Below are 23,034 nucleotides of genomic sequence, written 5' to 3'. Positions count from 1 at the left end.
GCTCGGGTAACGGGTATGGGCTCGTCGTTCACGTCCTCATTGTGCCCGTGGGACGACGCCCTCAGGGTCGCGGGACGGTGTCAGGCCCTCACCGCACAGCCGTCACAGCACGGCCGTCACGGTCCCCGCCCCCACGGTGCGACCGCCCTCCCGGATCGCGAAGCCCAGTCCCGGCTCCAGCGGCACCTCCCGCCCCAGCTCGACGGTCATGGCCACCCGCTCGCCGGGCCGCGCCACAGCCGCCTCCCCCAGGTCCACATCCCCCACGACGTCCGCCGTGCGGATGTAGAACTGCGGCCGGTACCCGGTGGAGACCGGCGTCGTACGACCCCCCTCCCGCGCCGACAGCACATACACCTGGGCGGTGAACCGACAGCTCGGGCTGACGCTCCCCGGCGCCGTGACCACGTGCCCCCGCCGGACGGCGTCCCGTGGCACCCCGCGCAGCAGCAGCGCCACGTTGTCCCCGGCCTGGGCCTCGTCCATCGGCTTCCCGAAGGTCTCGAGGCCGGTGACGACGGTCTCCAGCCCCGCGCCGAGCACTTCGATCCGGTCGCCCACCCGGACCCGGCCCCGCTCCACGGCGCCGGTGACCACGGTTCCCCGGCCGGTGATGGTGAGCACGTTCTCCACGGGCAGCAGGAACGGCGCGTCGAGGTACCGCTCGGGCATGGGCACATAGGTGTCCACGGCGTCGAGCAGCGCGTCGATCGAAGCCGTCCAGCGGGGGTCGCCCGCCAGGGCCCGCAGCCCCGACACCCGTACCACGGGCGCGGCGTCGCCGCCGTAGCCGTGCTCGGTGAGCAGGTCGCGGACCTCCAGCTCGACGAGGTCCATGAGCTCCTCGTCCCCGGAGTCGGCCTTGTTCAGCGCGACGACGACGTGGTCCACCCCCACCTGCCGGGCGAGCAGGACGTGTTCTGCCGTCTGCGGCATGATCCCGTCGAGCGCGGAGACCACGAGGATCGCCCCGTCGAGCTGCGCGGCGCCGGTGACCATGTTCTTGACGTAGTCGGCGTGGCCCGGCATGTCGACATGCGCGTAGTGCCGGGTGTCGGTCTCGTACTCGACGTGCGCGATGTTGATCGTGATGCCGCGCGCGGCCTCCTCCGGGGCGCGGTCGATCCGGTCGAAGGGCACGAAGGCGCCGGACCCGCGGTCGGCGAGGACCTTGGTGATGGCGGCGGTCAGGGTGGTCTTGCCGTGGTCGACGTGACCCATGGTGCCGATGTTCAGGTGCGGCTTGGTCCGCACGTAAGCGGTCTTGGGCATGGCTGTACCTCGAAGCGTGTCCGTAGGAAGTGGGGACCCCGAGGTACTCGCCGACCCTCCCCCTGCGGGGTCCGCCGGACAATCCGGAGAGGGTCAGCTTCGGGCGCCGCCGACAGCGGCCGCGAGAGGCGGAACGGCAGCCTTCGGAGCATCCGCGACGGCGGATGCTGCGAGAACGAAGGCGAACCGGAACATGGACCCGATCATCGCGGATGGTTCGTACGACGTCGAATGGTTTTCGGCGCATTGAGGCGCATTGAGCGGACGACCGAACGCCGCGCCGGCGCCGTGCCGGCGCTAGCCGTCCCCGATGTTCTTCAGGGCCTCGCGTACCGACAGCGGTGCGAGGCGGCTCCGCTCGTGGGCGACGAAGGTGCGGACGGCCTCCGGGTCGGTCTTGGCGTACTCGCGCAGCGACCAGCCGATGGCCTTGCGGATGAAGAAGTCCGGGTGGGCGGACTGGCGCAGGCAGTAGGCGAACAGCCGGTCGGCGTCCGTGCGGTCCTTGTAGCGGAGTTGGTGGAGCAGGGCGGTGCGGGCGACCCACAGGTCCTCGTCGACGATCCATACGTCCATGTCGGCGGCGAGGCGGGGGTCGGCCTCGACCAGGGCGCCGACCACGTGTGCGGCGAGCGGGTCGACCGTGTCCCACCAGGACGTCGTGGCGACGAGCCGGCGGGCGACGGGCAGGAACGCCGACGACAGGCGTCCCGCGTGCCGGCGCAGGTAGTCGACGGCGAAGTAGTGGTACTCGCGGTGCGGCAGCGCCCAGCAGCGCAGGGCGATCGCCGTGCAGTCGGCCTCGTCGGGGCGGGGCGTGCCCGCCAGGACGGTGCGGGACAGGGCGCGGCGGCCGGCGGTGGGCAGGCCGAGGAAGGGGGCGACGTCCTTCATGTAGGCGCGCATGGCCGCCGCCCGCTCCGGGTCGGCCGCGCCGCCGTACGCGGCCGTCAGCCGCTCCAGCACGGTGTCGGCGAGGACGCTGTCCGGCACGCCGATCGTTTCCGCACCTGTCACGGCCATGAGACGAACCATACGGCGATCACACATGTCCGTCCGTTAGTGTCGCGGGCATGCTCGATGCCACCACCCGCTCTGGTGACACCGCCACGGTCTCTCCCCGGGCCACCGCCACGGAACTCGTCGTTCCGGTGCGTGTCGTCACCCCCGCAGCGCCCGCAGGTCGTCTCGCGCGCTGCGGCAGAGTGCTGCTGTCGCCCTGGTCCCGGTTCGCGCTGCTGGTCGCGCTGCTGGCGGCGGCCGGTGCGAGCGTGCTGGCCTTCGAGCCGCAGAAGCTCCTCGCGGACGGCTGGCCACCGCAGTTGGGCGGCCCCACGGCGGCCGCGGTGTTCGCGGTGGCGTACGGGCTGTGCACCGTGGCGTTCGTGCCGAGACCGCTGCTGAACCTGGCCGCGGGCGCGCTGTTCGGCTCTGCGGTGGGTCTGGGCACCTCGCTGGCGGGCACCGTGCTGGGCGCCGGGCTCGCCTTCGGCCTCGGCCGCGTGCTGGGCCAGGACGCCCTGCGGCCGCTGCTGCGCGGTCGGCTGCTGACGGCGGCGGACGGCCTGCTGAGCCGGCACGGGATGCGCTCGATGCTGGCGGCGCGGCTGTTCCCCGGGCTGCCGTTCTGGGGCGTGAACTACTGCGCGGCCGTCTCCCGGATGGGCTGGACGCCCTACCTGGTGGCGACCGCGCTGGGCTCGATCCCCAACACGGCCGCCTACGTCGTCGCCGGCGCCCGTGCCTCGGCGCCGACCTCGCCGGCCTTCCTGATCGCGCTGGCCGCCATCGCGCTGCCGACGGTGGCGGGCGCGGTGATGGCCTGGCGCAAACGCCACCACCTGCGCAAGCCCTGACCCCGGGACAGGCCCTGGGCCGTCGGTAGGCAGGCCGGTCCTAGGCCTCCAGCTTCCGGACCTGCGCGGAGATCAGCTCGTCCGGCACCTCGGCCGCAGCGCCGGTACCGCTCGCGGTGTAGAACAGGACGACCGTGGCGCCGGTGCGGACGACCACGAAGGCGTCCGCGCTGTCCCTCGCGGTCCGCAGACCGAAGGCGACGGCCTCGTCGCCCGCGTCGGGGGCGACGACGGTCGTGACGGTGGTCCGCGCGGGCACACCGCCCTCGTAGGCGGTGCACTCCTTCAGGGCGGTGCGCAGACCCTCCAGGACGCCCTCGGCCGCGGGCTGGTCGTACGCCATCAGGCCGACGGTGGTGGCGGAACCCGCCGCCGGGCCGGCCCCGGCAAAGGCCAGGAGGCCGACGAACGCCTTAGGGCCCGGATCCGGGGTGGCGGTGCGCATGTTCTCCAGCGGCTGACAGGCCGCCGGGCGGGCGGTGGAGTCGCCGTCGGGCTTCGCGGGGAAGTCGGTGACCTGGTAGCCGTCCACGTCGCCGCCGGTCAGCGCGGCGGACTTCAGCTGTGCCTCGCCCAGCGTCTCGGCGCGCGCTCCGGACGCCGACGCGCTCGCCGTCGTCCCCTCCACGTCCCCGGCAGCCGTCCCGGAGGCAGCCGCGGAGGGCTTCGCATCGGAACCGCCGCCGCCCCCGCAGCCGGCGACCAGTGCCGCCGCGCAGAGGACCGCCGCCGTCGTCCTGACCCTGATCCGCATTCGTCGACTCCCCGTTCTCGACGCCGTCCTGAACATCCGTCGATTGGATCACCCCTTCGGGGGAGCCGGGGACAATTCGGGGAAACTACTCGGGCCCCCGGTACACGTCCAGCCGCCCGCACATCCCGAACTTCCCGTACGTGGACGGCTCTTCGGCCCGTACGACGGCCTCGGCGAGGTGGGAGACGTCCCCGGCCGCGAGCCGGTCGAGCTGCTCCCCCGTGGCCTCCGCGGCCGCCCGCGCCCCGCGCAGCCAGCGCTCGCGCCACTCGGCGAGCCGGGGCCGGACGAGCGCGGCGGCGGCCCGGTGGAAGTCGGCCAGGGCCGCCGGAACGTCCGGGGCCTCGCGCAGCGCCCGGTAGCCCTCCAGCGCGAGATCGCGCCGGGCACGGGCGATCCGGGCCTGCTCCTCCTCCGGGGCGTCGGCGGGGATCACGGTCGCGGCCGCGTACGTCTCGGGGTCGGCGAGGTACTCCGGGGGCAGGGTGAGCACCGCGTCGCCCGCCTCCGGCAGCCCGCTGTTCTGCATCAGGACGGCGATGCGCAGGTCGTCGTCGTTGACCAGCCGGTGGACGGTGCCCGGCGTGAACCAGGCGACCGTGCCGGGCGCGAGGGGCGTGACCTCGTACCCGGACGCCGTCAGGGTCTGCACCGAGCCGCGCCCGCCGATGACGACGTACCCCTCCGAACAGGTCAGGTGCAGGTGCGGAGTTCCGCCGTGCAGGCCGTCCGCGGCGGGCCAGTCGTACACGCACAGGTGCGAGACGGCGACCCCGCCGGGCAGTCCCGCGTACGCGCTCACCACGGGTGCGCCTTCAGGTACCCCTCGATCGCGTCCCGCTCCCAGGCGCCGTCGGCCACGATCACCCGGTAGCGGCGGGTGAGCGTGTCGCCGGGGGCGAGCTCCAGTTCGTCGAAGAACGCCCAGGACGGGGCGATGCCCGCGAAGGGCTCGTTGCGGACGAACCAGTGGGCGGGGTGGGTCCCCTCCGCGCCGGAGTGGTCGTTCTCGGGGGCGTGCGCGAAGACGACCGTGGCGTGCCCGTCGGCGCCGTCGTGCTCGCCGGACAGGGCCAGCCAGGGGCTCTGCGAGGCCATCAGCCCGGGGCCCTCGCCTTCCGGTCCGATGATCCGGCCGTCCCGGAAGGCCCGCGGACCGCGCCAGAACAGACCCGTGTAGCCGGCCAGCTCCCGCCCGGCGGTCGTCGGGCTGCCGAAACGCAGCGGCTCGTCGCGGCGGTTGGTGACGGCGCTGGTCCAGGTCAGCGCCCAGGAGCCGGCGTCCGGGTCGACGTCGTGCACCTCGATCCGGCGCGTCTCGTCGGCCCACAGCTCGCCGCCGTGCGGATGCCAGGTCAGCCGCTCGGCGATGACGACACGGCCCGCGTCGGCCGCGACCTCGTCGAAGCCGACGTGCGCCATCGAGCCGACCCGCTCGGGGAGTTCGAGATACCCCTCGCCGTGGACGTACGAGTTCCCGCCCCACAGGTTGGCGCCCGAGAGGTGCGAGGCGGTCAGCGACAGCCCCTTGTGCCAGCGGTGGTCGTTGGGCCGGTAGTCGGTGACGATGTCGCCGGCGAGGGTCCGCAGCGGGTGGATGTAGGGCCGCGGCGCCTCCCAGGCCGCCTCGGGCCGGTAGACGTAGGCGAGCAGTTCGACGCCGGTGGCCGGGTCGGTCACCGTGATGCGGTCGCCGTGGGCGTGGACGAGACGCAGCTCCCCGCTCATGCCGGCACCTCCGCGCCCACCGCGGCCGTGCCCGGCGCCCAGCCCGGAGCGCCCCCGTGCAGGGCCGTGTAGTACGGGTCGCCGGGCCCGATCTCGCCCCGCCGCACCGTCGTGTCCGTGAACGCCGACTTGTACAGCGCGGAGATCAGCTCCAGGCTGGTGCGCCCGTCCGCGCCGCTGCTGCGCGGCCGCCGGCCCGCGCGCATGCTCGCGACCAGCTCGCGCAGCTGCGCGAGGTGCGAACTCGGGACGTCCGCGCCGAAGTCCTGCCAGGCCGCCGCCTCGTCGCCCGGCACGTCCGGGGCGGGGGTGACGCTCCAGTCGGCGTTGGAGTGGCCGTAGAGGTGGGTGAGCTCGACGGTGGCGCGCTCGCAGTCGATCCGGATGCGGCTGACCTCGTCGGGGCTCAGGACGCTGTTGACGACGGTGGCCATGGCCCCGCTCTCGAAGCGGACGAGGGCGGTGGACACGTCCTCCGTCTCCACGTCGTGCACGAGTCGGCCGGCCATGGCCCGCACCTCGCTCCACGGGCCGAGGAGGTCGAGCAGCAGGTCCATCTGGTGGATGCCGTGGCCCATCGCCGGGCCGCCGCCCTCGGTCTGCCAGCGGCCGCGCCAGGGCACGGCGTAGTAGGCGGTGTCGCGGTACCAGGTGGTCTGGCAGTGTGCGACGAGCGGCCGCCCGAGGGCCTGCTCGTCGAGCAGCCGCCGCACGTGCCGCGCCCCGGACCCGAAGCGGTGCTGGAACACGATCGAGGAGTACGGGCCCGCCGTCTCCCCCTCCTCCGCCTCGACGGCGTCGTAGTCGGCGAGGGTCGGCACGGGCGGCTTCTCGCACCACACCCAGGCGCCGGCTCGCAGCGCGGCCACGCTCTGCTCGCGATGCAGGGTCGGCGGGGTGCAGATGGTCACCAGGTCCGGGCGCTGCTCCGCGAGCATCAGTTCGAGGTCGGTGTAGGCGTGCGGGACGCCGCTCTGCGCGCAGAACGCCTCGACGGCGGTGGCATCGATGTCAACGGCCGCCACGACCTCGGTCTCGCCCTCGGCGGCGAGCTGCTTGAGCGCGGGCAGATGGGAGCCGCGTCCGATGGCGCCGGTGCCGATGACGGCGGCCCGGATACGGCGGCCGTCGAGGGGAACAGGCAGCGGAGTGGATGGGGACATGGACGTGATCAGCACTCCTCCGACGAACGGCCGAACGGCCGGCGATCCAGCAACCGAGCAGGAAGCGTGCGGCACACACGCACAGCAAGCGCTTTCCCCTCGGAGGCAACGTATGCGGCGGTCGGGCGGCCGGTCAACCATCCGGGAGTCCGAGCCTTCGACGGACGAATGCCGCAGTTCACGGGTGGTCGAACGGCGCAGCTCACGGCGCCCGCGAAACCCCTGTGGCGAACCTGTCACACGGGACCGCTACGCTTCCTTTGCACACTCTTGATCACCGGACCTCACCGGACCTCACCGGACGCGGCGGCCTGCTGTCGCGGTCGCCCCTTCCGATCGGCGCTTGGACTTCCTCACCTCATGTCTTGGTTCGAATCTCTCATCCTCGGACTCGTCCAGGGGCTGACCGAGTTCCTCCCCGTCTCCTCCAGCGCGCACCTGCGGCTGACCGCGGCGTTCTCCGGCTGGGAGGACCCCGGTGCCGCCTTCACGGCGATCACCCAGATCGGCACGGAAGCAGCGGTGCTGATCTACTTCCGCAAGGACATCGGCCGGATCATCGCGGCCTGGAGCCGGTCGCTCTTCGACAAGACGATGCGCAAGGACCACGACGCCCAGATGGGCTGGCTGGTGATCGTCGGCTCGATCCCGATCGGGCTGCTGGGCGTCACCCTCAAGGACCAGATCGAGGGACCGTTCCGCGATCTGCGGATCACCGCGACCATGCTCGTCGTCGTCGGCATCGTGATCGGCATCGCCGACCGGCTCGCGGCCCGGGACGAGGCGGGCGCGAAGCACCGCGCGCCCAAGCAGCGCAAGAGCCTGGAGAACCTGGGCGTCAAGGACGGCCTGATCTTCGGCCTCTGCCAGGCCTGCGCCCTCATCCCCGGCGTCTCGCGCTCCGGCGCCACCATCAGCGGCGGCCTGTTCATGGGCTACAAGCGCGAGGCCGCGGCCCGCTACTCCTTCCTGCTGGCCATTCCGGCGGTCCTCGCCTCCGGCGTCTTCGAGACGAAGGACGCGCTGGAGGGCGGCCATGTGGCGTGGGGGCCGACGATGTTCGCGACGGTGATCGCCTTCGTCACCGGGTACGCGGTGATCGCCTGGTTCATGAAGTTCATCAGCACGAAGTCCTTCATGCCGTTCGTCTACTACCGCGTCGTCCTGGGCATCGTGCTGATCGTGCTGGTCAGCATGGGTGTCCTGAGTCCGCACGCGGCGGAGTCCGCCGGCTGACCCGACCGAGCCAGGTCCGCTCTCCGCTGTGCGGAACCCACCGGGGAGCGGCCGTCGCCGATGATCGATCAACCGTGACCAAGCCCATATCGGTGTCCGTAGCCGTCCCGTAGCGCAGTGTCAGTGGATGCGCCTAGGCTTTGCCGCATGTCCCCCGATTCTGTCGTCCCTGGTTCCGTGCGGTCCGCTGCCGAGTTAAACGAGCGGATCCGGGCCCTCTGGCTGCGCGCCGGCGGGTCGCTGTCGACCCAGGAGCGGGCCGAGTACGAACTGCTGGTGGTCGAGTGGGCCGCGGCGATCCGCGGTGACGTGGTCACGGCGGCCTGAGCCCCGACCCCGCGCACAGGGCCGCCGCCATGCGGCCCGGCCGGTCCGATCAGCCTGGCGCAGAGCCGCTCGGGCGGCGCAGGGCCCTCCCTACACTGACCGCATGATCACCCTGCCGTTCAGCGCGTTGGAAGTGGCCATGGTCCAGTCGGGCTCCTCGGCCGCGGACACGTTACGAGACACCGCCGAGTTCGCCCGCCGCATCGAGGACCTCGGTTACCTGCGGCTCTGGTACGCCGAGCATCACCATTCCCCGGCGATAGGCGCGTTCCCGCCCGTCGTCCTGATCGCTCACGCGGCGGCGTCCACGTCGTCCGTGCGCCTCGGATCCGGCGGCGTGCTCGCTCCGAACCACGCTCCGCTCATGCTGGCGGAGCAGTTCGGCACGCTGGCCGCGCTGCACCCGGACCGGATCGACCTCGGCATCGGCCGCGGCCCGGGCACCTTCGACGAGTCGACGGCGCGGGCGCTGCGGCGAGGAGCGGGACCCACGACCGACGACGAGTACCGCGACGATGTGGCGGCGACCCTGCGGCTCCTGGTGGACGAGGTCGCCCTCGACCCGCTCCCGGAGCCCTGGCTGCTGTCCTCGAGCACGGCGGGCGCGGCGCTCGCCGCGGAACTCGGTCTGCCGATCGCCTTCGCCCATCACATTCGTCCCGACAACACCCTCGCCGCGCTCGCGCACTACCGCGCACATTTCGCGCCGTCCCGCTGGTGCGCGCGCCCGCGCGTGCTGGTCTGCGTGGAAACCGTGTGCGCCGAGACGCAGGAGGAGGCGGCCCGACTCGCCGGCCCGATGGACGTCGTCAAGGCCGGCCTCCTCAAGGGGCGAGGGGACTTCCCCTTCCCCACGCCCGCGGAGGCGGCCGCGCACGCGTTCACCGCGGAGGAGACACAGGCGCTGGCGGGCTTCCGTGCACAGCAGGCGGTCGGCTCGCCCGAGACCGTGGCGAAGCGCCTGACGGACCTGGTGGCGGCGACCCGCGCGGACGAACTCATGCTGGTCACGCCCGTGTACTCGTTGGCCGACCGCCTGCGGTCGTACGAACTCGTCGGACGGCACGTCATGGCTCCGACGGCTACGACGGCACCGATCGCCTCGATCCCTCAGTAGGCCGTAGGCCGCCGCCGCGTCAGCGTCCGGAGCCGCCCGGCGACGTCGCCGATGTCGTCGTCGGCGGTTCGGACTGTCCGCCCATGTCGAGCCGGAACGGCGGGTACGCGTCGGTCATCAGCGCGGCGTACGCGATCACCCGCGCGGACCAGCGGACCAGGCCGAGCAGCAGATCGAAGAGGTGGACCGGGTAGCGGGCGGTGAACGCCAGGACGACCACGGCGACGAGGGAGAGGAAGGGGATCAGGCCGACGCCGCGCCAGCCGCCGTCTCCTCCCCACCCCCAGCCCCCGCCGGTGAAGACCCCGACGACGATGTACTGCGGAATCACCAGCAGCCACCACTTGACCAGGACCAGTCCGCGCGAGAGCCGCTCGGGGTAGGCCACGTCCAGATGCGCCGGGTAGTCGGGGACGTCCGCGAGGGTGAACGGCGGGTACCGGTCGGTGCCGAGCGCGGCGTGGGCGTAGTAGCCGACCCGCCAGTTCCAGCGCAGGACGCCGACATTGAAGGTGAAGAGGGACTGCGGGTACCGGCCGGTGAAGAGGATGGCGAAGAACGCGACGATCGTCACGAGGACGAACGCGATCCAGAGGAAGAACAGCACGATGTAGTGCGGGACGGCCAGCAGCCACTTCACCAGCCACAGCCATCTCGACAGCCGGGGGTCGAGGAATGCCTCGATCCGCACGGGCGACGCGGTGACAGGATTCATGGGGCGCCTCCGATCGAGAGTCCCCACCCGGCGGCCACCAGTCCGCAGTCTCAGGCTCGCACGGGCCGTGGACGGCCGCGACTCGGGCGGATCACCCCGGGGCGCGAACCGGCGTCCACGCACCGCACGGCCCCGAGGCGGCTGCCTCGAGGCCGTGCGGGACCCTCCCTGGGGCCGTGCGTGGCTCAGGAGGTGGCGTTCCAGGAGTGTGCGACGTCGATGATCAGGTGGTCGCCCGACTGCGTCACGCGGAACGGCAGCCGCGCCCGTACGCCGACCCCGATGACCACATCGTCCTCGAGGCCGTCGACGTATCGCGTGTCCTTGAAGGTCTGGTAGCCCGTGATGTCCACTCCGGGCAGCGGCTGCCCGTGCGTGCCCGGGTAGGAGTTCGTGCCGGTCTCCGGGTCGTGGTTGGGCGACACGGCGATCTGCAGGATCGCTCCGCCGGAGATGGGGATCTCCCCCGTGCCGACCGAGATCAGCTTGTCGACGTACTTGACGCGGTAGCCGATGTCGCCGGTCCCCGAGCCGCCCTTGTAGTCGACGACCATGCGGTCGAAGCACTCGTGCTGACCGGTCCTCACGTTCGTCAGCGGAGGCAGGTAGTCCTCCGCCGGAGTCACCCGCTTCTCCAGGCTCCCCCACCCGGTCTCGCACACCGCCGACGCGCCGGTGTCGGCCTGGGCCGTCACCGCCGTTCCCGCGAGGCCGGCTCCCGCCAGCGCTAAGACCGCCAACGCGGTTCCGAGTCGTCGCATGTCTGCTCCCCAACTGATCGAGTACACGGTCACGGCTCGATGCCGTGGTCACTCACGCTGGGCTCGGCATGTGACCGGACCAGGCCCGGACGATCACGAAACGGCAACGACCGATCATGGAAGGCCGAGGATCGGGGGGCGCGGAAGCCGTACGTGGGATCGACACCCGCACAGACCTTGGCTGATCCGCTCCCATGCCGAAGACTCGGGCCATGACGCAGCGTGTGGAGCTCGCCACCGTGATGGACCGACTGGCCGTCGACGGGTTGATCACCGACTACGCCGTGGCGGTGGACGACGGTGACTGGACGGCATACCGGGAACTGTTCACATCGGACGGGCGGGCGGACTACCGTTCCGCCGGCGGTATCGAGGGGGAGGCCGGGAACGTCGCCGCCTGGCTCGCGGAGAGCATGCGGGTGTTCGCGATGCGGCAGCACCTCATCGTCAACCGCCGGGTGCACTTCGGGATCCTGGAGCAGGACACCGGCGACACCGCCCGGGTGCAGGCCGACTACGTCAACCCGATGCGGTTGACCGCCGACGCCCCCGACGGCTCCCCGGCCGGCGCACCCGACTTCGTCTACGGCGGCCGGTACACCTTCGGTCTGCTGCGGACGCACGACGGCTGGCGGATGCGCGAGGTGGTCGTACGGGAGAAATGGCGACGGCTGCCCGGCTGAGCCGAAACGCGCTCCTGCCGAGCCGAAAAGCACTCTGTCGGAGATCGTCCGCGGCGCGCACACTGGAGGGATGCAGGGGTTCACGCAGGGGTTCGGACATTGGCTCACCTCCCCCTGGCGGCGTTCGGCCGTCGCGGCTCTCGCGGGCGCGCTGCCCGTGCTCGCGTTCCCGGCGCCGGCCCTGTGGTGGTGGGCCTACCTCGCGCTCGTCCCCTGGATCCTGCTCGCCCGCTCCGCGCCGACGGGGCGGCGGGCGGCGTACGACGGCTGGAGCGGCGGCTTCGGCTTCATGCTGGCGATGCATCACTGGCTGCTGCCGTCCCTGCATGTGTTCACGCTTGTCATCGCCGCGCTGCTGGGCGCCCTGTGGGCTCCGTGGGGGTGGCTGGTGCGCCGGTTCCTCGCCGCGGACGCGATGCCGTCCCGCGGGCGGGTGGCGGCCGCGCTGCTCGTCCTGCCCTCGGCCTGGCTGGCCGTCGAACTCGTCCGCTCCTGGCAGGGGCTCGGCGGGCCGTGGGGCATGCTCGGGGCCAGTCAGTGGCAGGTGCAGCCGGCGTTGCGGCTCGCCTCCGTCGGCGGGGTGTGGCTGCTGAGTCTGCTGGTGGTGGCGGTCAACGTGGCCGCCGCCGTCCTCATCGCGCTCCCCGCGTCCCGGCTGCCGGCGCTCGCCGGGCTGGTCGCCACGGCCGCCACGGCCTCGGCGGCCTGGGTGTGGGCGCCGCGCCCCGACGTCGACGGACAGGCCCGGATCGCCGTCGTCCAGCCGGGTGTGATCGACGGGCCCGACCGACGCTTCGACCGCGAGGAGCAGTTGACCCGACGGCTGGTCGGGCAGGACGTCGATCTGATCGTCTGGGGCGAGAGCAGTGTCGGGTACGACCTCGCCGAGCGGCCCGATCTGGCCGATCGCCTCGCGCGGTTGTCCCGCGCGACCGGCGCCGACATCCTCGTCAACGTCGACGCCCGCCGCTCCGACCGGCCCGGCATCTACAAGAGCTCGATCCTCGTCGGCCCCGACGGCCCGACCGGCGACCGGTACGACAAGATGCGGCTGGTGCCGTTCGGCGAGTACATACCGGCCCGTTCGCTGCTCGGCTGGGCCACCTCCGTCGGCAAGGCGGCCGGCGAGGACCGGCGGCGCGGCGCCGGGCAGGTCGTGATGGACGTCGCGCCGGGCCTGCGCATCGGGCCGATGGTGTGCTTCGAGACGGCCTTCCCCGACATGAGCCGGCATCTCGCCGAGGACGGCAGCGACGTGCTGGTCGCCCAGTCGTCGACCTCCACCTTCCAGCACAGCTGGGCGCCCGCGGAGCACGCCTCGCTGGGCGCGCTGCGCGCCGCGGAGACCGGGCGGCCGTTCGTCCACTCCACCCTCACCGGCGTCTCCGCGGTGTACGACGCGAGCGGTCGGCGCATCGGCTCATGGCTGGGCACGGAGGCGAGCACGACGGCCGTCTACGACGTCCCGCTCGCCGACGGCGTCACCCCGTACGTCCGGTACGGCGACTGGCCGGTCCACCTGGCCCTGCTGACGCTCGTGGCCCTCGGCCTCACCGAGGGGAGCCGGGCGGTCAGGCTGCGGCGGACCCGTCCCGCACCGCTCGGACCACCTGCTCGCACAGCTCATGAGTCGCCAGCGCGTCCCGGGCGCTGAGCACCTTTCCCGCGCGCACGGCGTCCAGGAAGGCGAGCACCGCCTGCTCGATGCCGCGCTGCCGGGCCACCGGGACCCAGTCGCCGCGCCGCCGCACGGTCGGCTGCCCCTTGTGGTCGATGACCTCGGCGAGGTTGACGACCTGCCGCTTGGTGTCCTGCCCGGACACCTCCAGGATCTCCTCGTTCGAGCCGCTGAGCCGGTTCATCACACCGAGCGCGGTGAAGCCGTCTCCGCTGAGCTGGAGGACTATGTGGTGCAGCAGCCCCTCCTCGACGCGGGCCCGCACCCTCACGTCGTCGACCGGGCCCGGCGCCAGGAAGCGCAGGGTGTCGACGACGTGGATGAAGTCGTCGAGGACCATCCTGCGCGGTTCCTCGGGCAGTCCGATCCGGTTCTTCTGCATGATGATCAGCTCGCGCGGATGGTCGGCGCACTGCGCGTACCCGGGCGCGAAACGCCGGTTGAAACCGACGGCCAGGGACGTGTCGCGCGTCTGCGCGAGCGCCACGAGCCGTTCGGAGTCGGCGAGTTCGTAGGCGAGGGGCTTGTCGACGTACGTCGGGACGCCCGCTTCCAGCAGCCGGGCGACGATCTCGGGGTGCGCGGCGGTGGGCGCGTGCACGAACGCCGCGTCCAGGCCGACGGCGAGCAGCGCGTCGAGGTCGCGGTGCCGCTGCTCACGGGGCAGCCGAAGGGTGTCGGCGACCCGGTCGAGGGTGGCCGGGGTACGCGTCTGCAGATGGAGTTCGACCCCGGGCAACGCGCCGAGCACCGGCAGATACGCCTTCTGCGCGATGTCGCCGAGTCCGATACAGCCGACCTTCACGGGGTGCTCCCTCACTGCTCGCCTGTCTCCACGGCAGCATACGGCCCACCGGAAAACCCGTGGTGGGCGCGGGCGCCTCGGGGTAACCATGCGGAGATGACGACGACGCAGCGCACCGAACCCGCCCAGAACGCCGACGAACGCACCATGCTGGAAGGCTGGCTGGACTACCACCGGCAGACCCTGGCCATGAAATGCGCCGGCCTCACCGACGAGCAGCTCCGCACCGCCTCGGTGCCGCCGTCCGAACTGTCCCTGATGGGCCTGGTGCGGCACATGGCGGAGGTGGAGCGCAGCTGGTTCCGCAGGGTGCTCGTGGACGACGGCGCGGAGCCGATCTACTACAGCGACGAGGACCGGGACGGCGAGTTCCACCTCACCGAGCAGGACACCTGGGCGCAGGCCCACGCCACCTGGCAGGCCGAGATCGAGGTCGCCCGGCGGTACGCGGCCGGCTTCGCCCTGGAGGAACTCTCGCGCGGCAAGAGCAGGTTCACCGACGAACCGTTCAGCCTGCGCTGGATCTACACCCACATGATCGAGGAATACGCCCGGCACAACGGCCACGCCGACCTGCTCCGCGAGCGCATCGACGGCGCGACCGGAGACTGAGCGCTCCGCTGACCGTGTCGATATGCGGCTCCGCCGCGGGGCCGCGATGTGCCGTCGTTCCGCTGCGGTGCCATCGTGGCTGGTCGCTCCCCCACTCTCGGCTGCGCTCGAGCGGGGGGACCCCCATCGCGGCGGAGCCGCAGATGTCAGCGCCCCGCGCCCCTTCAGGGCGCTGCCGAACTGCAGCCGACTTCGCCCGACCCGCTTGGCGCCGTCCGGCCGAGCAGGACGCAGCAAATCGGCGGCGGCCGTCAGCGTGTCCGGGTCCGCTCCCTCCCTACGGGGTACGAGATCACCCGTGCGGGGCAACCTCGGGTGGTCCGCTGTTGCTCGGACGGCCGCAACCACCAGAGTTGCGCGGGTGCATCGAACGACTACCACCGCCACGCTCCTGGTCACCGTGGCCTTCTCGGCCCTCTCCGGGTGCATGACCGTCCAGCGTCCGCCCGCACCGGGTCCGGCCCCGGCCCCGTCCCGGCCGTCCGTGCCGCGGCCGGACGGGCAGGCCGAGACGCAGATCGTGCAGGCGCCGGCCCGTGAGGCGCTGGAGATGATCGCGCCGTCCCGGAAACCGGAACCGACGACGCCGGCCACCCCGGACCGGCGGCGGTCGGCGGCGGCGCCGACCGAGCAGCCGCCCGCGCCCCGTTCGCGTCCGCACGCCCGGCCTCCCCACCCGGAACCGCGACGGCACGCACTGCCGCGTGTGGAGATCCCGGACGTGGAGGCGGAGGTGCGCAGGAACACCGATGTGTGCGCGCTCGGCAGAAAGTACGGCGCATGGCAGCGGGACAGCCCGGAAGCGGTGATCTGCGAACAGGCCTACGGACGATGAGTATTCACGCCCCCCGGTACACCCGTCCCGGTTCGCCGGTCCCGGTTCACCGGTCCCGGTTCACCGGTCCCGGTCCGCCCGTCCCCGTTCGCCCGCCCCGTTTCACGCCTCCCGGATCACCCCTCCCGACGCCACTCCCCCTCCCCCAGTCTCAGCTCCATCCTGCTGATCGCCGCCCGTACGCCGTCCCCGTAGCTGTCGTCCCCCAGCGCCGCGGCCGCCCTGCGCGCCCTGCGCACATGGGTCCGGGCGGCCTCGGCGTGGTCGAGCTTCACATAGTCCGCCGCCAGGTTGAGGTGCAGGGACGGATAGAGCGCCCGCGCCTCCACCGAGCCCTCGTGCTCCTGCGCCGCCGTCAGCGCCCGCAGGTCCCAGGCCAGTTCGTCCGACGGGTCGTCGTGGGTGTCGGCCAGGTAGTGGGCGAGGGTGCAGCGGTGCAGCGGGTCGCCGTCCTCCCCGACCTCCGTCCACAGGTCGAGGAGCCGGTGCCGGGCCTCCTCGCGGTCTCCCCCGTGGTGCAGCATCACGACCTGACCGATCCGCGTGAGCAGCGTCTCCGACGCCGTCCGCCCCTGTCTCTCCGCCACCCAGGCCTCCCTTGCGCCGATGCGTCGACGCTAGCCGCACGCACCGGCGATCGGGGGCAGGCGGCACCGGGGCCGGGGAAGTCCGGTCAGGACCGTACAGGGCAGGACGGGTCGGGACGGGTCAGGTCAGGTCAGGTTCGGGATCGTCCAGTCGATCGGCTCGTGGCCCTGCTGCGCCACCGCCGCGTCGATCTGCGTGAACGGACGGGAGCCGAAGAACTTCTTCGCCGACAGCGGCGAGGGGTGCGCGCCCTTGACCACGATGTGCCGGCTCTCGTCGATGAGCGGCAGCTTCTTCTGCGCGTAGTTGCCCCACAGCACGAAGACGGCCGGGTCGGGCCGGTCGGCCACGGCGCGGATCACCGCGTCCGTGAACTTCTCCCAGCCCTTGCCCTTGTGCGAGTTCGCCTCGCCGGAGCGGACCGTGAGGACCGCGTTGAGCAGCAGGACGCCCTGCTGGGCCCACGGCATCAGATAGCCGCTGTCCGGGATCGGGGTGCCCAGCTCCTCGTGCATCTCCTTGTAGATGTTGCGGAGCGACGGCGGGATCTTCACCCCGGGCCGCACCGAGAAGCACAGGCCGTGCCCCTGACCCTCGCCGTGGTACGGGTCCTGGCCGAGGACGAGCACCTTCACCCGGTCGTACGGCGTCGCGTCGAGTGCGGCGAACACCTCCTCGCGCGGAGGGTAGACGGGCCCCTTTGCCCGCTCCTCCTCGACGAACTCCGTCAGCTCCTTGAAGTAGGGCTGCTGCAGCTCGTCGCCCAGAACCCCGTGCCAGGACTCGGGCAGCATGGCGTTGTCGGTCACGTCGACGTCCTCTGTTGTGCGGTCGCTTCCAGACCACAGAACTTACAGGCGACCACTGACAGTTCGCCGCTACCAGCTGGTCTTCCGGTACAGCTCCCACATCGTCATCATGGTCGCCGGGTCGATGACCTTCTCGAGACCGGCGATCTCCTCGTCCGCGGCCACGTACTGCTTGCCCTGCCACAGCGGCAGCAGCCGTGCGTCGTCCACGAAGATCTGCTGAGCGGCCTCGATCTGCTTCGCCACGGCCGCGCGATCGCCCTCCGCGCGCGACTCCGGCAGCAGCTTGCCGGTGATCTCGGGGGATTCGTACGGGGTCCCGAGCGCGTTCTGCTCGCCCACGAAGGGCGCGATGAAGTTGTCGGCGTCGTTGAAGTCGGGGAACCAACCGCGCCCGAACACCGGGTACTCGCCGTTCTGGTAGCCCTTGACGTAGGTCTTCCACGGACGGCTCTTGAGGGTGATCGTGAAGAGACCGGAGGCCTCCAGCTGCTGCTTCAGCTCCTCGAAGGCGGGCTTGGTCGTCGAGCCGTAACGGTCGCTGGTGTACCAGAGGGTCAGCGGGACACGTTCGGTGATCCCCTCTTCCCTGAGGAGCTTCTTGGCCTTGGCCACACTGGGGTCGCCGAAGTCGTCGAAGAAGCCCGTGGTGTGACCGGTGAGTCCGGCAGGGACCATCGAGTACAGCGGCTCGACGGTGTCCTTGTAGACCTTGTGCACGAGTGCCGAGCGGTCGACGATCTGGGCGATGGCCTTGCGGACCGCGGGCTTCGCGGCCCACGGGTCGCTGGGGTTGAACACCAGGTAGCTGATCTCGGTGGTGGGGTTCTCCACCAGCTGGAGCCCCTCCTTCTGCTGGTTGGTCTCGATGTCCACGGTGTCGGAGGCGCCGAGACCGCGGTAGACGACCGAGATCTCCTTGTTCTTGAGTGCCTTGACCAGCTCGCTCGACTGCGGGAAGTAGCGGATGGTGACGGCGTCGTTCTTGAGGTCCGCGATGCCCTTGTAGCTGCCGTTGCGGACGAGCGTGGCCTTCTCGCCCTCTTCGTAGGAGTCGAGGTTGTAGGGTCCCGAGCCGCTGATCTTCCCGTCCTCGCGGAGCGCGTTCTCGGGGTAGTCCTCGGGGTCCACGATCGACATGGCGGGCGTGGTGAGCACCAGGGGGAAGGTGGCGTCGGGTTGGCTGAGGTGGAAGATGACCTCTCGGTCGCCCTTCGCCTGAACCCGGGAGAGCGTTCCCAGCAGACCTGTGGGGCCGCCGTTGACGTTGATCTTCTTGATCCGGTCGAACGAGTACTTGACGGCCTCGGCGTCCAGCGTGTGCCCGTTGGAGAACTTCAGGCCCTCGCGCAGCTTGCAGCTGTACACGGTGCTCGTCGTGTCCGTGAACTCGCAGCTCTCGGCGGCGTCGGGTTCGGGGGTGGTTCCACCGGGACTGTAGTTCAGGAGCGTCTGATAGACGTTGCGGAACAGCTCCCAGGAGCTGTCCCACGAGGCCGCGGGGTCCAGCGTGCTGGGAGCACTGGTGGTGCCCACGACGATCGGTCCGGCGTCGTCGGAGCTCTCCTCCCCCAAGAGGCTGCACCCGGCCACCAGGGATATGGACACGATCGCAGCCACCTGCTGCAAGGATCGGTTCCGGTTGAACACGTGCACGCTCCTCGATCTGCCATGCCAAGGGTTGGCAGACCATACCGCAGCCCCGCGCGGCCTGAACCGGCGGCTGTGCAGCGGTATTGATCACTTTTGGTTTGACTACGTTGTCATCACCGTGTGCGACACAAGGGTGACGACACGGGCGCCGTTTCCGTCAAGGAAACGGCGCCCGGTCGTGCGCGTCGGGGCTCAGGCCACGCCGGCGTTGAGGAAGATTCCGCCGTCGACGACGAGCGTCTGGCCGGTGATCCAGTCCGACTGCTCCGAGGTCAGGAACGCGGCGGTGCCGCCGATGTCGGAGGGCACGCCGAGCCGGGCCAGCGGGTAGGCGGCGGCCGCCTCCGCCTCGCGGCCCTCGTACAGGGCGGCGGCGAACTTGGTCTTCACCACGGCCGGGGCGATCGCGTTGACCCGCACGCGCGGCGCGAACTCGTGCGCCAGCTGCTGGGTCAGGTTGATCATCGCGGCCTTGCTGATGCCGTACGCGCCGATGAACGGCGAGGCCGACAGGCCCGCGACGGAGGAGATGTTGACGATCGCGCCGCCGTTGTCCTTCTGCCAGGCGTGCCAGGTCTTCTGCGCGAAGCCGAGCGCGGAGACCACGTTGGTCTCGAAGACCTTGCGGGCCACGTCCAGGTCGAGGTCGGCGATCGGCCCGAACACCGGGTTCGTACCGGCGTTGTTGACCAGGAAGTCGACGCGGCCGAAGGCCTCCATCGTGCGCTCGACGGCGGCGGCCTGGTGTGCGAGGTCGTGCGCCTTGCCGGCGACGCCGATGACCCGGTCGGCGCCGAGCTGTTCGACGGCCTCCTTGAGGGCGTCCTCGTTGCGGCCGGTGATGCAGACCCGGTCGCCGCGGGCGACGAGCGCCTCGGCGACGCCGTAGCCGATGCCCCGGCTGGCGCCGGTGACGAGAGCGACCTTGCCGGAGAGTGCGGGCAGTTCAGTCATGTCGGTGATCCTCAGTCGTCCCTTGTGGCCGTTAGTCGAGCGGTCCGCCGGCGACGTACAGCACCTGGCCGGATACGAAGCCGGCGGCCTCGTTCGTGAAGAAGGCGATCGCGTTGGCGATGTCGTCGGGCTCGCCGACGCGCGCGACCGGGATCTGGGTGGCGGCCGCGGCCTTGAACTCCTCGAAGCCCATGCCGACGCGGGCGGCGGTCGCGGCGGTCATGTCGGTGGCGATGAAGCCGGGGGCGACGGCGTTGGCGGTGATGCCGAACTTGCCGAGCTCGATGGCGAGGGTCTTGGTGAAGCCCTGCAGACCGGCCTTGGCGGCGGAGTAGTTGGCCTGGCCGCGGTTGCCGAGCGCCGAGGAGGAGGACAGGTTGACGACCCGGCCGAAGCCGGCGTCGACCATGTGCTTCTGGACGGCCTTGGTCATCAGGAACGAGCCGCGCAGGTGCACGTTGAGGACGGTGTCCCAGTCGCCGGTGCTCATCTTGAACAGCAGGTTGTCGCGGAGCACGCCCGCGTTGTTGACGAGGATCGTCGGCGCGCCGAGCTCCGCGACGACACGGGCGATCGCGGCCTCGACCTGGGCCTCGTCGGAGACGTCGGCGCCGACGGCGATGGCCTTGCCGCCCGCCGCGGTGATCTTCTCGACGGTGTCCTTGCAGGCGGCCTCGTCGAGGTCGACGACCGCGACCGCGCGGCCCTCGGCGGCCAGTCGTACGGCGGTGGCGGCTCCGATGCCGCGCGCCGCGCCCGTGACCACGGCGACCCGCTGCTCATTGGTGGACATTGCTGGTTCTCCTCGCCCTTGAGAATGCCTGACCTGAGAATGCCTGACCTGACGAAAGCCCGACCTGGGAAAGTCTGCCGCGCCCGGGTGGTGAGCGACCGCTTAGTACCTTCGGCAGACGTGACGCTAGAAGCCCTGGCACCCGGTGTCAACGCCACACGACGCCGGTGTGATCCATTACCTCACCAGCAGCTGAAGCAACCGCTCGGTCTCGGCCGCGGGATCGGTGGTGAGCCCGGTGTGCACGGGGCCCGGCTGGACGACCGTCGAGCGGGGCGCGATGAGCCAGCGGAAGCGCCGCCCGGCGTCGTCGTGCGCCGCCTGCCCGGCCGCCGCGCCGCCCGCGCACACGCCCTCCACCGCCCGCAGGGCGGCCCGCACCCCGGCGACGTCCGCCGCGGGGTCCAGCGCGAGGAGCTTCGTCTCGTCGAGGTGGGTGCGGGCGCCGACGTAGTCCTGGCCGCGGCAGTACACCAGTACGCCCGCGTTGATGCATTCGCCGCGTTCGACGCGCGGTACGACGCGCAGCAGGGCGTACTCGAAGACGTCCCGGTCGCCGCCCTGACCCGGCCGGATGATGTGGCGGTCGTTCACTTGGTCCCCTTGATGCGGTCGTGGATGACGGCTGCGCGCGCGAGGAGAGGCGCCGCGTAGGCACGCCGGAGCGCGTCCGGGGTGTCGAAGCCGGGCTCGTCCGCCAGCCAGACGTCGGGGATCTCGGCGGTGACCTCGGCGAGCAGCTCGGCGGTGACCAGCGGCGCCAGCTCGGCCGTCGCGGCCGCGACGTCCGGCGCGAAGGGGGCGAGGGCGTGGTCGCCGGCGTCGTAGGGGCGGGCCGCGGAGGTCTCGGCGGTGGGCCAGTTGTGCTGCCAGATCATGGTGGCGCCGTGGTCGATGAGCCACAGGTCGCCGCGGTGCACCAGAAGGTTGGGGTTGCGCCAGGAGCGGTCGACGTTGTTCACCAGCGCGTCGAACCAGACGATCCGGCCGGCCTCCTCGGGGCTCACCGGGAAGGCGAGCGGGTCGAAGCCGAGAGCTCCGGAGAGGAAGTCCATGCCGAGGTTGGTCCCGCCGCTGGCCTTCAGCAACTCCTGCACCTGCTGGTCGGGTTCGCCGAGCCCCAGCAGGACGTCGAGCTCCACGGTCACCAGACGGGGCACCCGCAGGCCCAGCCTGCGGGCCAGCTCGCCGCAGACGACCTCCGCGACCAGCGTCTTGCGGCCCTGTCCGGCGCCGGTGAACTTCATGACGTATACACCGAAGTCGTCGGCCTCGACGAGTCCCGGCAGGGAGCCGCCCTCACGCAAGGGGGTGACATAGCGGGTCGCGGTGACTTCCTTGAGCATCGCCCCAGGTTACTGGGCCTGGAGCGATGCACGGCCGACAGCTCCGCGACAGCTCTGGCTTACGCCGTGCTCATGTCGAACGGGTCAAGATCTCGACACTGTCCGGACTTGGCGGGGGCGCTGAACAAGCGACGTCCACGGCTCGTACCTCTTGACAGATCCACGCACCCCCTTTGGAAGGGAACCCCCCAGCATGACCAGCGCATCGATCAAGTCCGCGTCGGGGCCCGCCCGCCGTACCGTCGTGGCAGCCGCCGGAGCCGCGGGGCTCTCCGTCGCGCTGACCGCGTGCGGCGGCTCCGACGACGACTCGTCGAGCTCGTCCTCGTCGGCCGGCACGTCGGGTTCCACCGGTTCCACCGGCAGCACCGAGGCCGCGAGCACCGGCGGCACGGGCGGCGGGGACAACGCCGCGGCCGGTGCCGCGCTCACCACGACCGCCGACATACCCGAGGGCGGCGGCAAGGTCTTCGACTCCGAGAAGGTGGTCGTCACCCAGCCGACGGCGGGCACGTACAAGGCGTTCTCCGCGGTGTGCACGCACCAGGGCTGTGCGGTGAAGAGCATCGCCGACGGCGTGATCAACTGCCCGTGCCACAACAGCAACTTCTCGATCACGGACGGCAGTGTGAAGAGCGGTCCCGCGCAGAAGGCGCTGCCGGAGGTGGCGATCACCGTCAGCGGCGACTCGATCACTCTGGCCTGACGGCCGTCCGCCGGAGGCAGTCCAGCACCTCGTCCGTGGTCGCGACCGTGGCGACCAATGCGAGGGTGTGACGGATCATCGCGGGGGTGTAGTCGGCAGGCACCCCCGCGATGGCGTCCGACGGCACGACGACCGTGTAACCCCGATTGACGGCGTCGAAGACGGTGTTCGGGATCGCGACGTTGGCCGAGACGCCGCTCACCACCAGGGTGCGGCAGCCCAGGTTGCGCAGCAGGGCGTCGACATCGGTGCCCTGGACGGGCGACAGTCCGTGCAGCCGCCGTACGACGAGGTCCTGTTCGGCGACCTCGATCGGGGGCGCGAGACGGGTCGCGGCGGTACCGCTGAGCTGCTGGACGGGGAAGCGTTCGGCAGCACGGAACAGACGGGCGTTGCGGCTCGCGCCCCGGCCGTCGGGACGGCGCTCGGCGATGGCGTGCACGACCTGGACACCGCGTTCGTGCGCGGCGTCGACCAGTCGGCCCACGTTGGCAAGGGCACCCGACTCGCGTGCGGCGGCGGCGAGTTGAGGCAGTGCGGCACCGGGGCCAACGACGCCCTGCTGGCACTCCACCGTGAGCAGCACGGTGGAGTCGGGGTCGAGGAGGTCCCGGAGCTCTTCGGACGACGGCACGACTCCCCC

At 71.5% G+C, this 23,034-nt stretch carries 26 protein-coding genes; 9 read left to right on the top strand and 17 right to left on the bottom strand.

What is annotated here, in order from left to right; all coding sequences use genetic code 11:
* Positions 1–102: 102 nt before the first annotated feature.
* Entirely contained in the window at positions 103–1,272 is a 1,170-nt protein-coding gene (tuf, locus tag ABZ725_RS44810) for an elongation factor Tu (RefSeq protein ID WP_358808124.1), read from the bottom strand.
* A gap of 297 nt (positions 1,273–1,569) precedes the next feature.
* Complete coding sequence (locus ABZ725_RS44805) at positions 1,570–2,295, bottom strand: DNA alkylation repair protein (protein ID WP_358808123.1); 726 nt, start codon at positions 2,293–2,295, stop codon at positions 1,570–1,572.
* 50 nt (positions 2,296–2,345) lie between these two features.
* On the opposite strand from ABZ725_RS44805, the gene ABZ725_RS44800 reads away from it, so the two are divergent.
* A complete protein-coding gene (locus ABZ725_RS44800; RefSeq protein WP_358808122.1) occupies positions 2,346–3,128 on the top strand; it encodes a VTT domain-containing protein in 783 nt (260 codons plus the stop codon).
* A 40-nt stretch (positions 3,129–3,168) separates the two neighbouring features.
* Here the strand turns inward: ABZ725_RS44800 and ABZ725_RS44795 are convergent, their stop codons facing one another.
* The 4 genes from ABZ725_RS44795 to ABZ725_RS44780 form a co-directional block, all read right to left on the bottom strand.
* The gene (locus ABZ725_RS44795; RefSeq protein WP_358808121.1) at positions 3,169–3,882 is read right to left on the bottom strand and encodes a hypothetical protein; all 714 of its coding nucleotides are present in this window, start codon (positions 3,880–3,882) and stop codon (positions 3,169–3,171) included.
* 85 nt (positions 3,883–3,967) lie between these two features.
* Complete coding sequence (locus ABZ725_RS44790) at positions 3,968–4,687, bottom strand: cupin (RefSeq protein WP_358808120.1); 720 nt, start codon at positions 4,685–4,687, stop codon at positions 3,968–3,970.
* On the bottom strand, positions 4,681–5,610 hold the full coding sequence (locus ABZ725_RS44785) for a PmoA family protein (protein WP_358808119.1): 930 nt from the start codon (positions 5,608–5,610) through the stop codon (positions 4,681–4,683). The genes ABZ725_RS44790 and ABZ725_RS44785 overlap by 7 nt, the downstream gene beginning before the upstream one ends.
* Positions 5,607–6,773, bottom strand: a complete 1,167-nt coding sequence (locus ABZ725_RS44780) for a Gfo/Idh/MocA family oxidoreductase (protein WP_358808118.1) — start codon at positions 6,771–6,773, stop codon at positions 5,607–5,609. Before ABZ725_RS44780 ends, ABZ725_RS44785 begins: the two co-directional genes overlap by 4 nt.
* A 360-nt stretch (positions 6,774–7,133) precedes the next feature.
* On the opposite strand from ABZ725_RS44780, the gene ABZ725_RS44775 reads away from it, so the two are divergent.
* The 3 genes from ABZ725_RS44775 to ABZ725_RS44765 all read left to right on the top strand — a co-directional run bounded on the left by ABZ725_RS44775 (position 7,134) and on the right by ABZ725_RS44765 (position 9,453).
* A complete protein-coding gene (locus tag ABZ725_RS44775; protein WP_358808117.1) occupies positions 7,134–8,009 on the top strand; it encodes an undecaprenyl-diphosphate phosphatase in 876 nt (291 codons plus the stop codon).
* A 147-nt stretch (positions 8,010–8,156) separates the two neighbouring features.
* Entirely contained in the window at positions 8,157–8,336 is a 180-nt protein-coding gene (locus ABZ725_RS44770) for a hypothetical protein (RefSeq protein ID WP_358808116.1), read from the top strand.
* A 103-nt stretch (positions 8,337–8,439) separates the two neighbouring features.
* Positions 8,440–9,453 (top strand): LLM class flavin-dependent oxidoreductase, encoded by a 1,014-nt coding sequence (locus ABZ725_RS44765; protein WP_358808115.1) that lies wholly within the window; start codon positions 8,440–8,442, stop codon positions 9,451–9,453.
* A gap of 19 nt (positions 9,454–9,472) precedes the next feature.
* Here the strand turns inward: ABZ725_RS44765 and ABZ725_RS44760 are convergent, their stop codons facing one another.
* Together ABZ725_RS44760 and ABZ725_RS44755 are read right to left on the bottom strand one after the other, a co-directional pair.
* On the bottom strand, positions 9,473–10,168 hold the full coding sequence (locus ABZ725_RS44760; RefSeq protein WP_358808114.1) for a DUF4389 domain-containing protein: 696 nt from the start codon (positions 10,166–10,168) through the stop codon (positions 9,473–9,475).
* A 185-nt stretch (positions 10,169–10,353) separates the two neighbouring features.
* Complete coding sequence (locus ABZ725_RS44755; RefSeq protein ID WP_358808113.1) at positions 10,354–10,929, bottom strand: hypothetical protein; 576 nt, start codon at positions 10,927–10,929, stop codon at positions 10,354–10,356.
* Between the two features lie 212 nt (positions 10,930–11,141).
* Here ABZ725_RS44755 and ABZ725_RS44750 point away from each other — a divergent pair, with 212 nt between their 5' ends.
* Positions 11,142–11,612, top strand: a complete 471-nt coding sequence (locus ABZ725_RS44750) for a nuclear transport factor 2 family protein (protein WP_358808112.1) — start codon at positions 11,142–11,144, stop codon at positions 11,610–11,612.
* A 70-nt stretch (positions 11,613–11,682) separates the two neighbouring features.
* Complete coding sequence (gene lnt / locus ABZ725_RS44745; protein WP_358808111.1) at positions 11,683–13,266, top strand: apolipoprotein N-acyltransferase; 1,584 nt, start codon at positions 11,683–11,685, stop codon at positions 13,264–13,266.
* Here lnt and ABZ725_RS44740 read toward each other — a convergent pair.
* Positions 13,184–14,095: a Gfo/Idh/MocA family oxidoreductase gene (locus tag ABZ725_RS44740; RefSeq protein ID WP_358808110.1), complete on the bottom strand. Its 912-nt coding sequence runs from the start codon at positions 14,093–14,095 to the stop codon at positions 13,184–13,186. The two genes, lnt and ABZ725_RS44740, sit on opposite strands and share 83 nt — an antisense overlap.
* A 96-nt stretch (positions 14,096–14,191) precedes the next feature.
* On the opposite strand from ABZ725_RS44740, the gene ABZ725_RS44735 reads away from it, so the two are divergent.
* Positions 14,192–14,707 (top strand): DinB family protein, encoded by a 516-nt coding sequence (locus tag ABZ725_RS44735; protein WP_358808109.1) that lies wholly within the window; start codon positions 14,192–14,194, stop codon positions 14,705–14,707.
* Positions 14,708–15,068: 361 nt separating this feature from the next.
* Entirely contained in the window at positions 15,069–15,542 is a 474-nt protein-coding gene (locus ABZ725_RS44730; RefSeq protein ID WP_358808108.1) for a hypothetical protein, read from the top strand.
* Positions 15,543–15,658: 116 nt separating this feature from the next.
* On the opposite strand, the gene ABZ725_RS44725 is transcribed toward ABZ725_RS44730, so the two are convergent.
* The 7 genes from ABZ725_RS44725 to ABZ725_RS44695 all read right to left on the bottom strand — a co-directional run bounded on the left by ABZ725_RS44725 (position 15,659) and on the right by ABZ725_RS44695 (position 21,685).
* Positions 15,659–16,129, bottom strand: a complete 471-nt coding sequence (locus tag ABZ725_RS44725; RefSeq protein WP_358808107.1) for a hypothetical protein — start codon at positions 16,127–16,129, stop codon at positions 15,659–15,661.
* A gap of 126 nt (positions 16,130–16,255) precedes the next feature.
* A complete protein-coding gene (gene ung, locus ABZ725_RS44720) occupies positions 16,256–16,939 on the bottom strand; it encodes a uracil-DNA glycosylase (protein WP_358808106.1) in 684 nt (227 codons plus the stop codon).
* A gap of 69 nt (positions 16,940–17,008) precedes the next feature.
* On the bottom strand, positions 17,009–18,589 hold the full coding sequence (locus ABZ725_RS44715; RefSeq protein WP_358808105.1) for an ABC transporter substrate-binding protein: 1,581 nt from the start codon (positions 18,587–18,589) through the stop codon (positions 17,009–17,011).
* Positions 18,590–18,784: 195 nt separating this feature from the next.
* Positions 18,785–19,546 carry an SDR family oxidoreductase gene (locus ABZ725_RS44710; protein ID WP_351916285.1) on the bottom strand — a complete coding sequence of 254 codons (762 nt, stop codon included), beginning with the start codon at positions 19,544–19,546 and terminating at the stop codon, positions 18,785–18,787.
* 31 nt (positions 19,547–19,577) lie between these two features.
* Positions 19,578–20,339 carry a 3-oxoacyl-ACP reductase FabG gene (fabG, locus tag ABZ725_RS44705; protein WP_358808104.1) on the bottom strand — a complete coding sequence of 254 codons (762 nt, stop codon included), beginning with the start codon at positions 20,337–20,339 and terminating at the stop codon, positions 19,578–19,580.
* Positions 20,340–20,516: 177 nt separating this feature from the next.
* The gene (locus ABZ725_RS44700; RefSeq protein ID WP_358808103.1) at positions 20,517–20,933 is read right to left on the bottom strand and encodes a DUF3037 domain-containing protein; all 417 of its coding nucleotides are present in this window, start codon (positions 20,931–20,933) and stop codon (positions 20,517–20,519) included.
* The gene (locus ABZ725_RS44695; protein ID WP_358808102.1) at positions 20,930–21,685 is read right to left on the bottom strand and encodes a HipA family kinase; all 756 of its coding nucleotides are present in this window, start codon (positions 21,683–21,685) and stop codon (positions 20,930–20,932) included. Before ABZ725_RS44695 ends, ABZ725_RS44700 begins: the two co-directional genes overlap by 4 nt.
* 193 nt (positions 21,686–21,878) lie before the next feature.
* On the opposite strand from ABZ725_RS44695, the gene ABZ725_RS44690 reads away from it, so the two are divergent.
* Positions 21,879–22,391, top strand: a complete 513-nt coding sequence (locus tag ABZ725_RS44690) for a Rieske (2Fe-2S) protein (RefSeq protein ID WP_358808101.1) — start codon at positions 21,879–21,881, stop codon at positions 22,389–22,391.
* On the opposite strand, the gene ABZ725_RS44685 is transcribed toward ABZ725_RS44690, so the two are convergent.
* Positions 22,378–23,025, bottom strand: a complete 648-nt coding sequence (locus ABZ725_RS44685) for a cysteine hydrolase (protein ID WP_358808100.1) — start codon at positions 23,023–23,025, stop codon at positions 22,378–22,380. The genes ABZ725_RS44690 and ABZ725_RS44685 overlap by 14 nt on opposite strands.
* Between the last annotated feature and the right edge of the window lie 9 nt (positions 23,026–23,034).

The organism is Streptomyces sp. NPDC006872 (assembly GCF_040635845.1).
Lineage (GTDB): Bacteria > Actinomycetota > Actinomycetes > Streptomycetales > Streptomycetaceae > Streptomyces.
The sequence above is the reverse complement of the archived record's forward strand: the minus strand, read 5'-3'. Positions and strand labels throughout refer to the sequence as shown.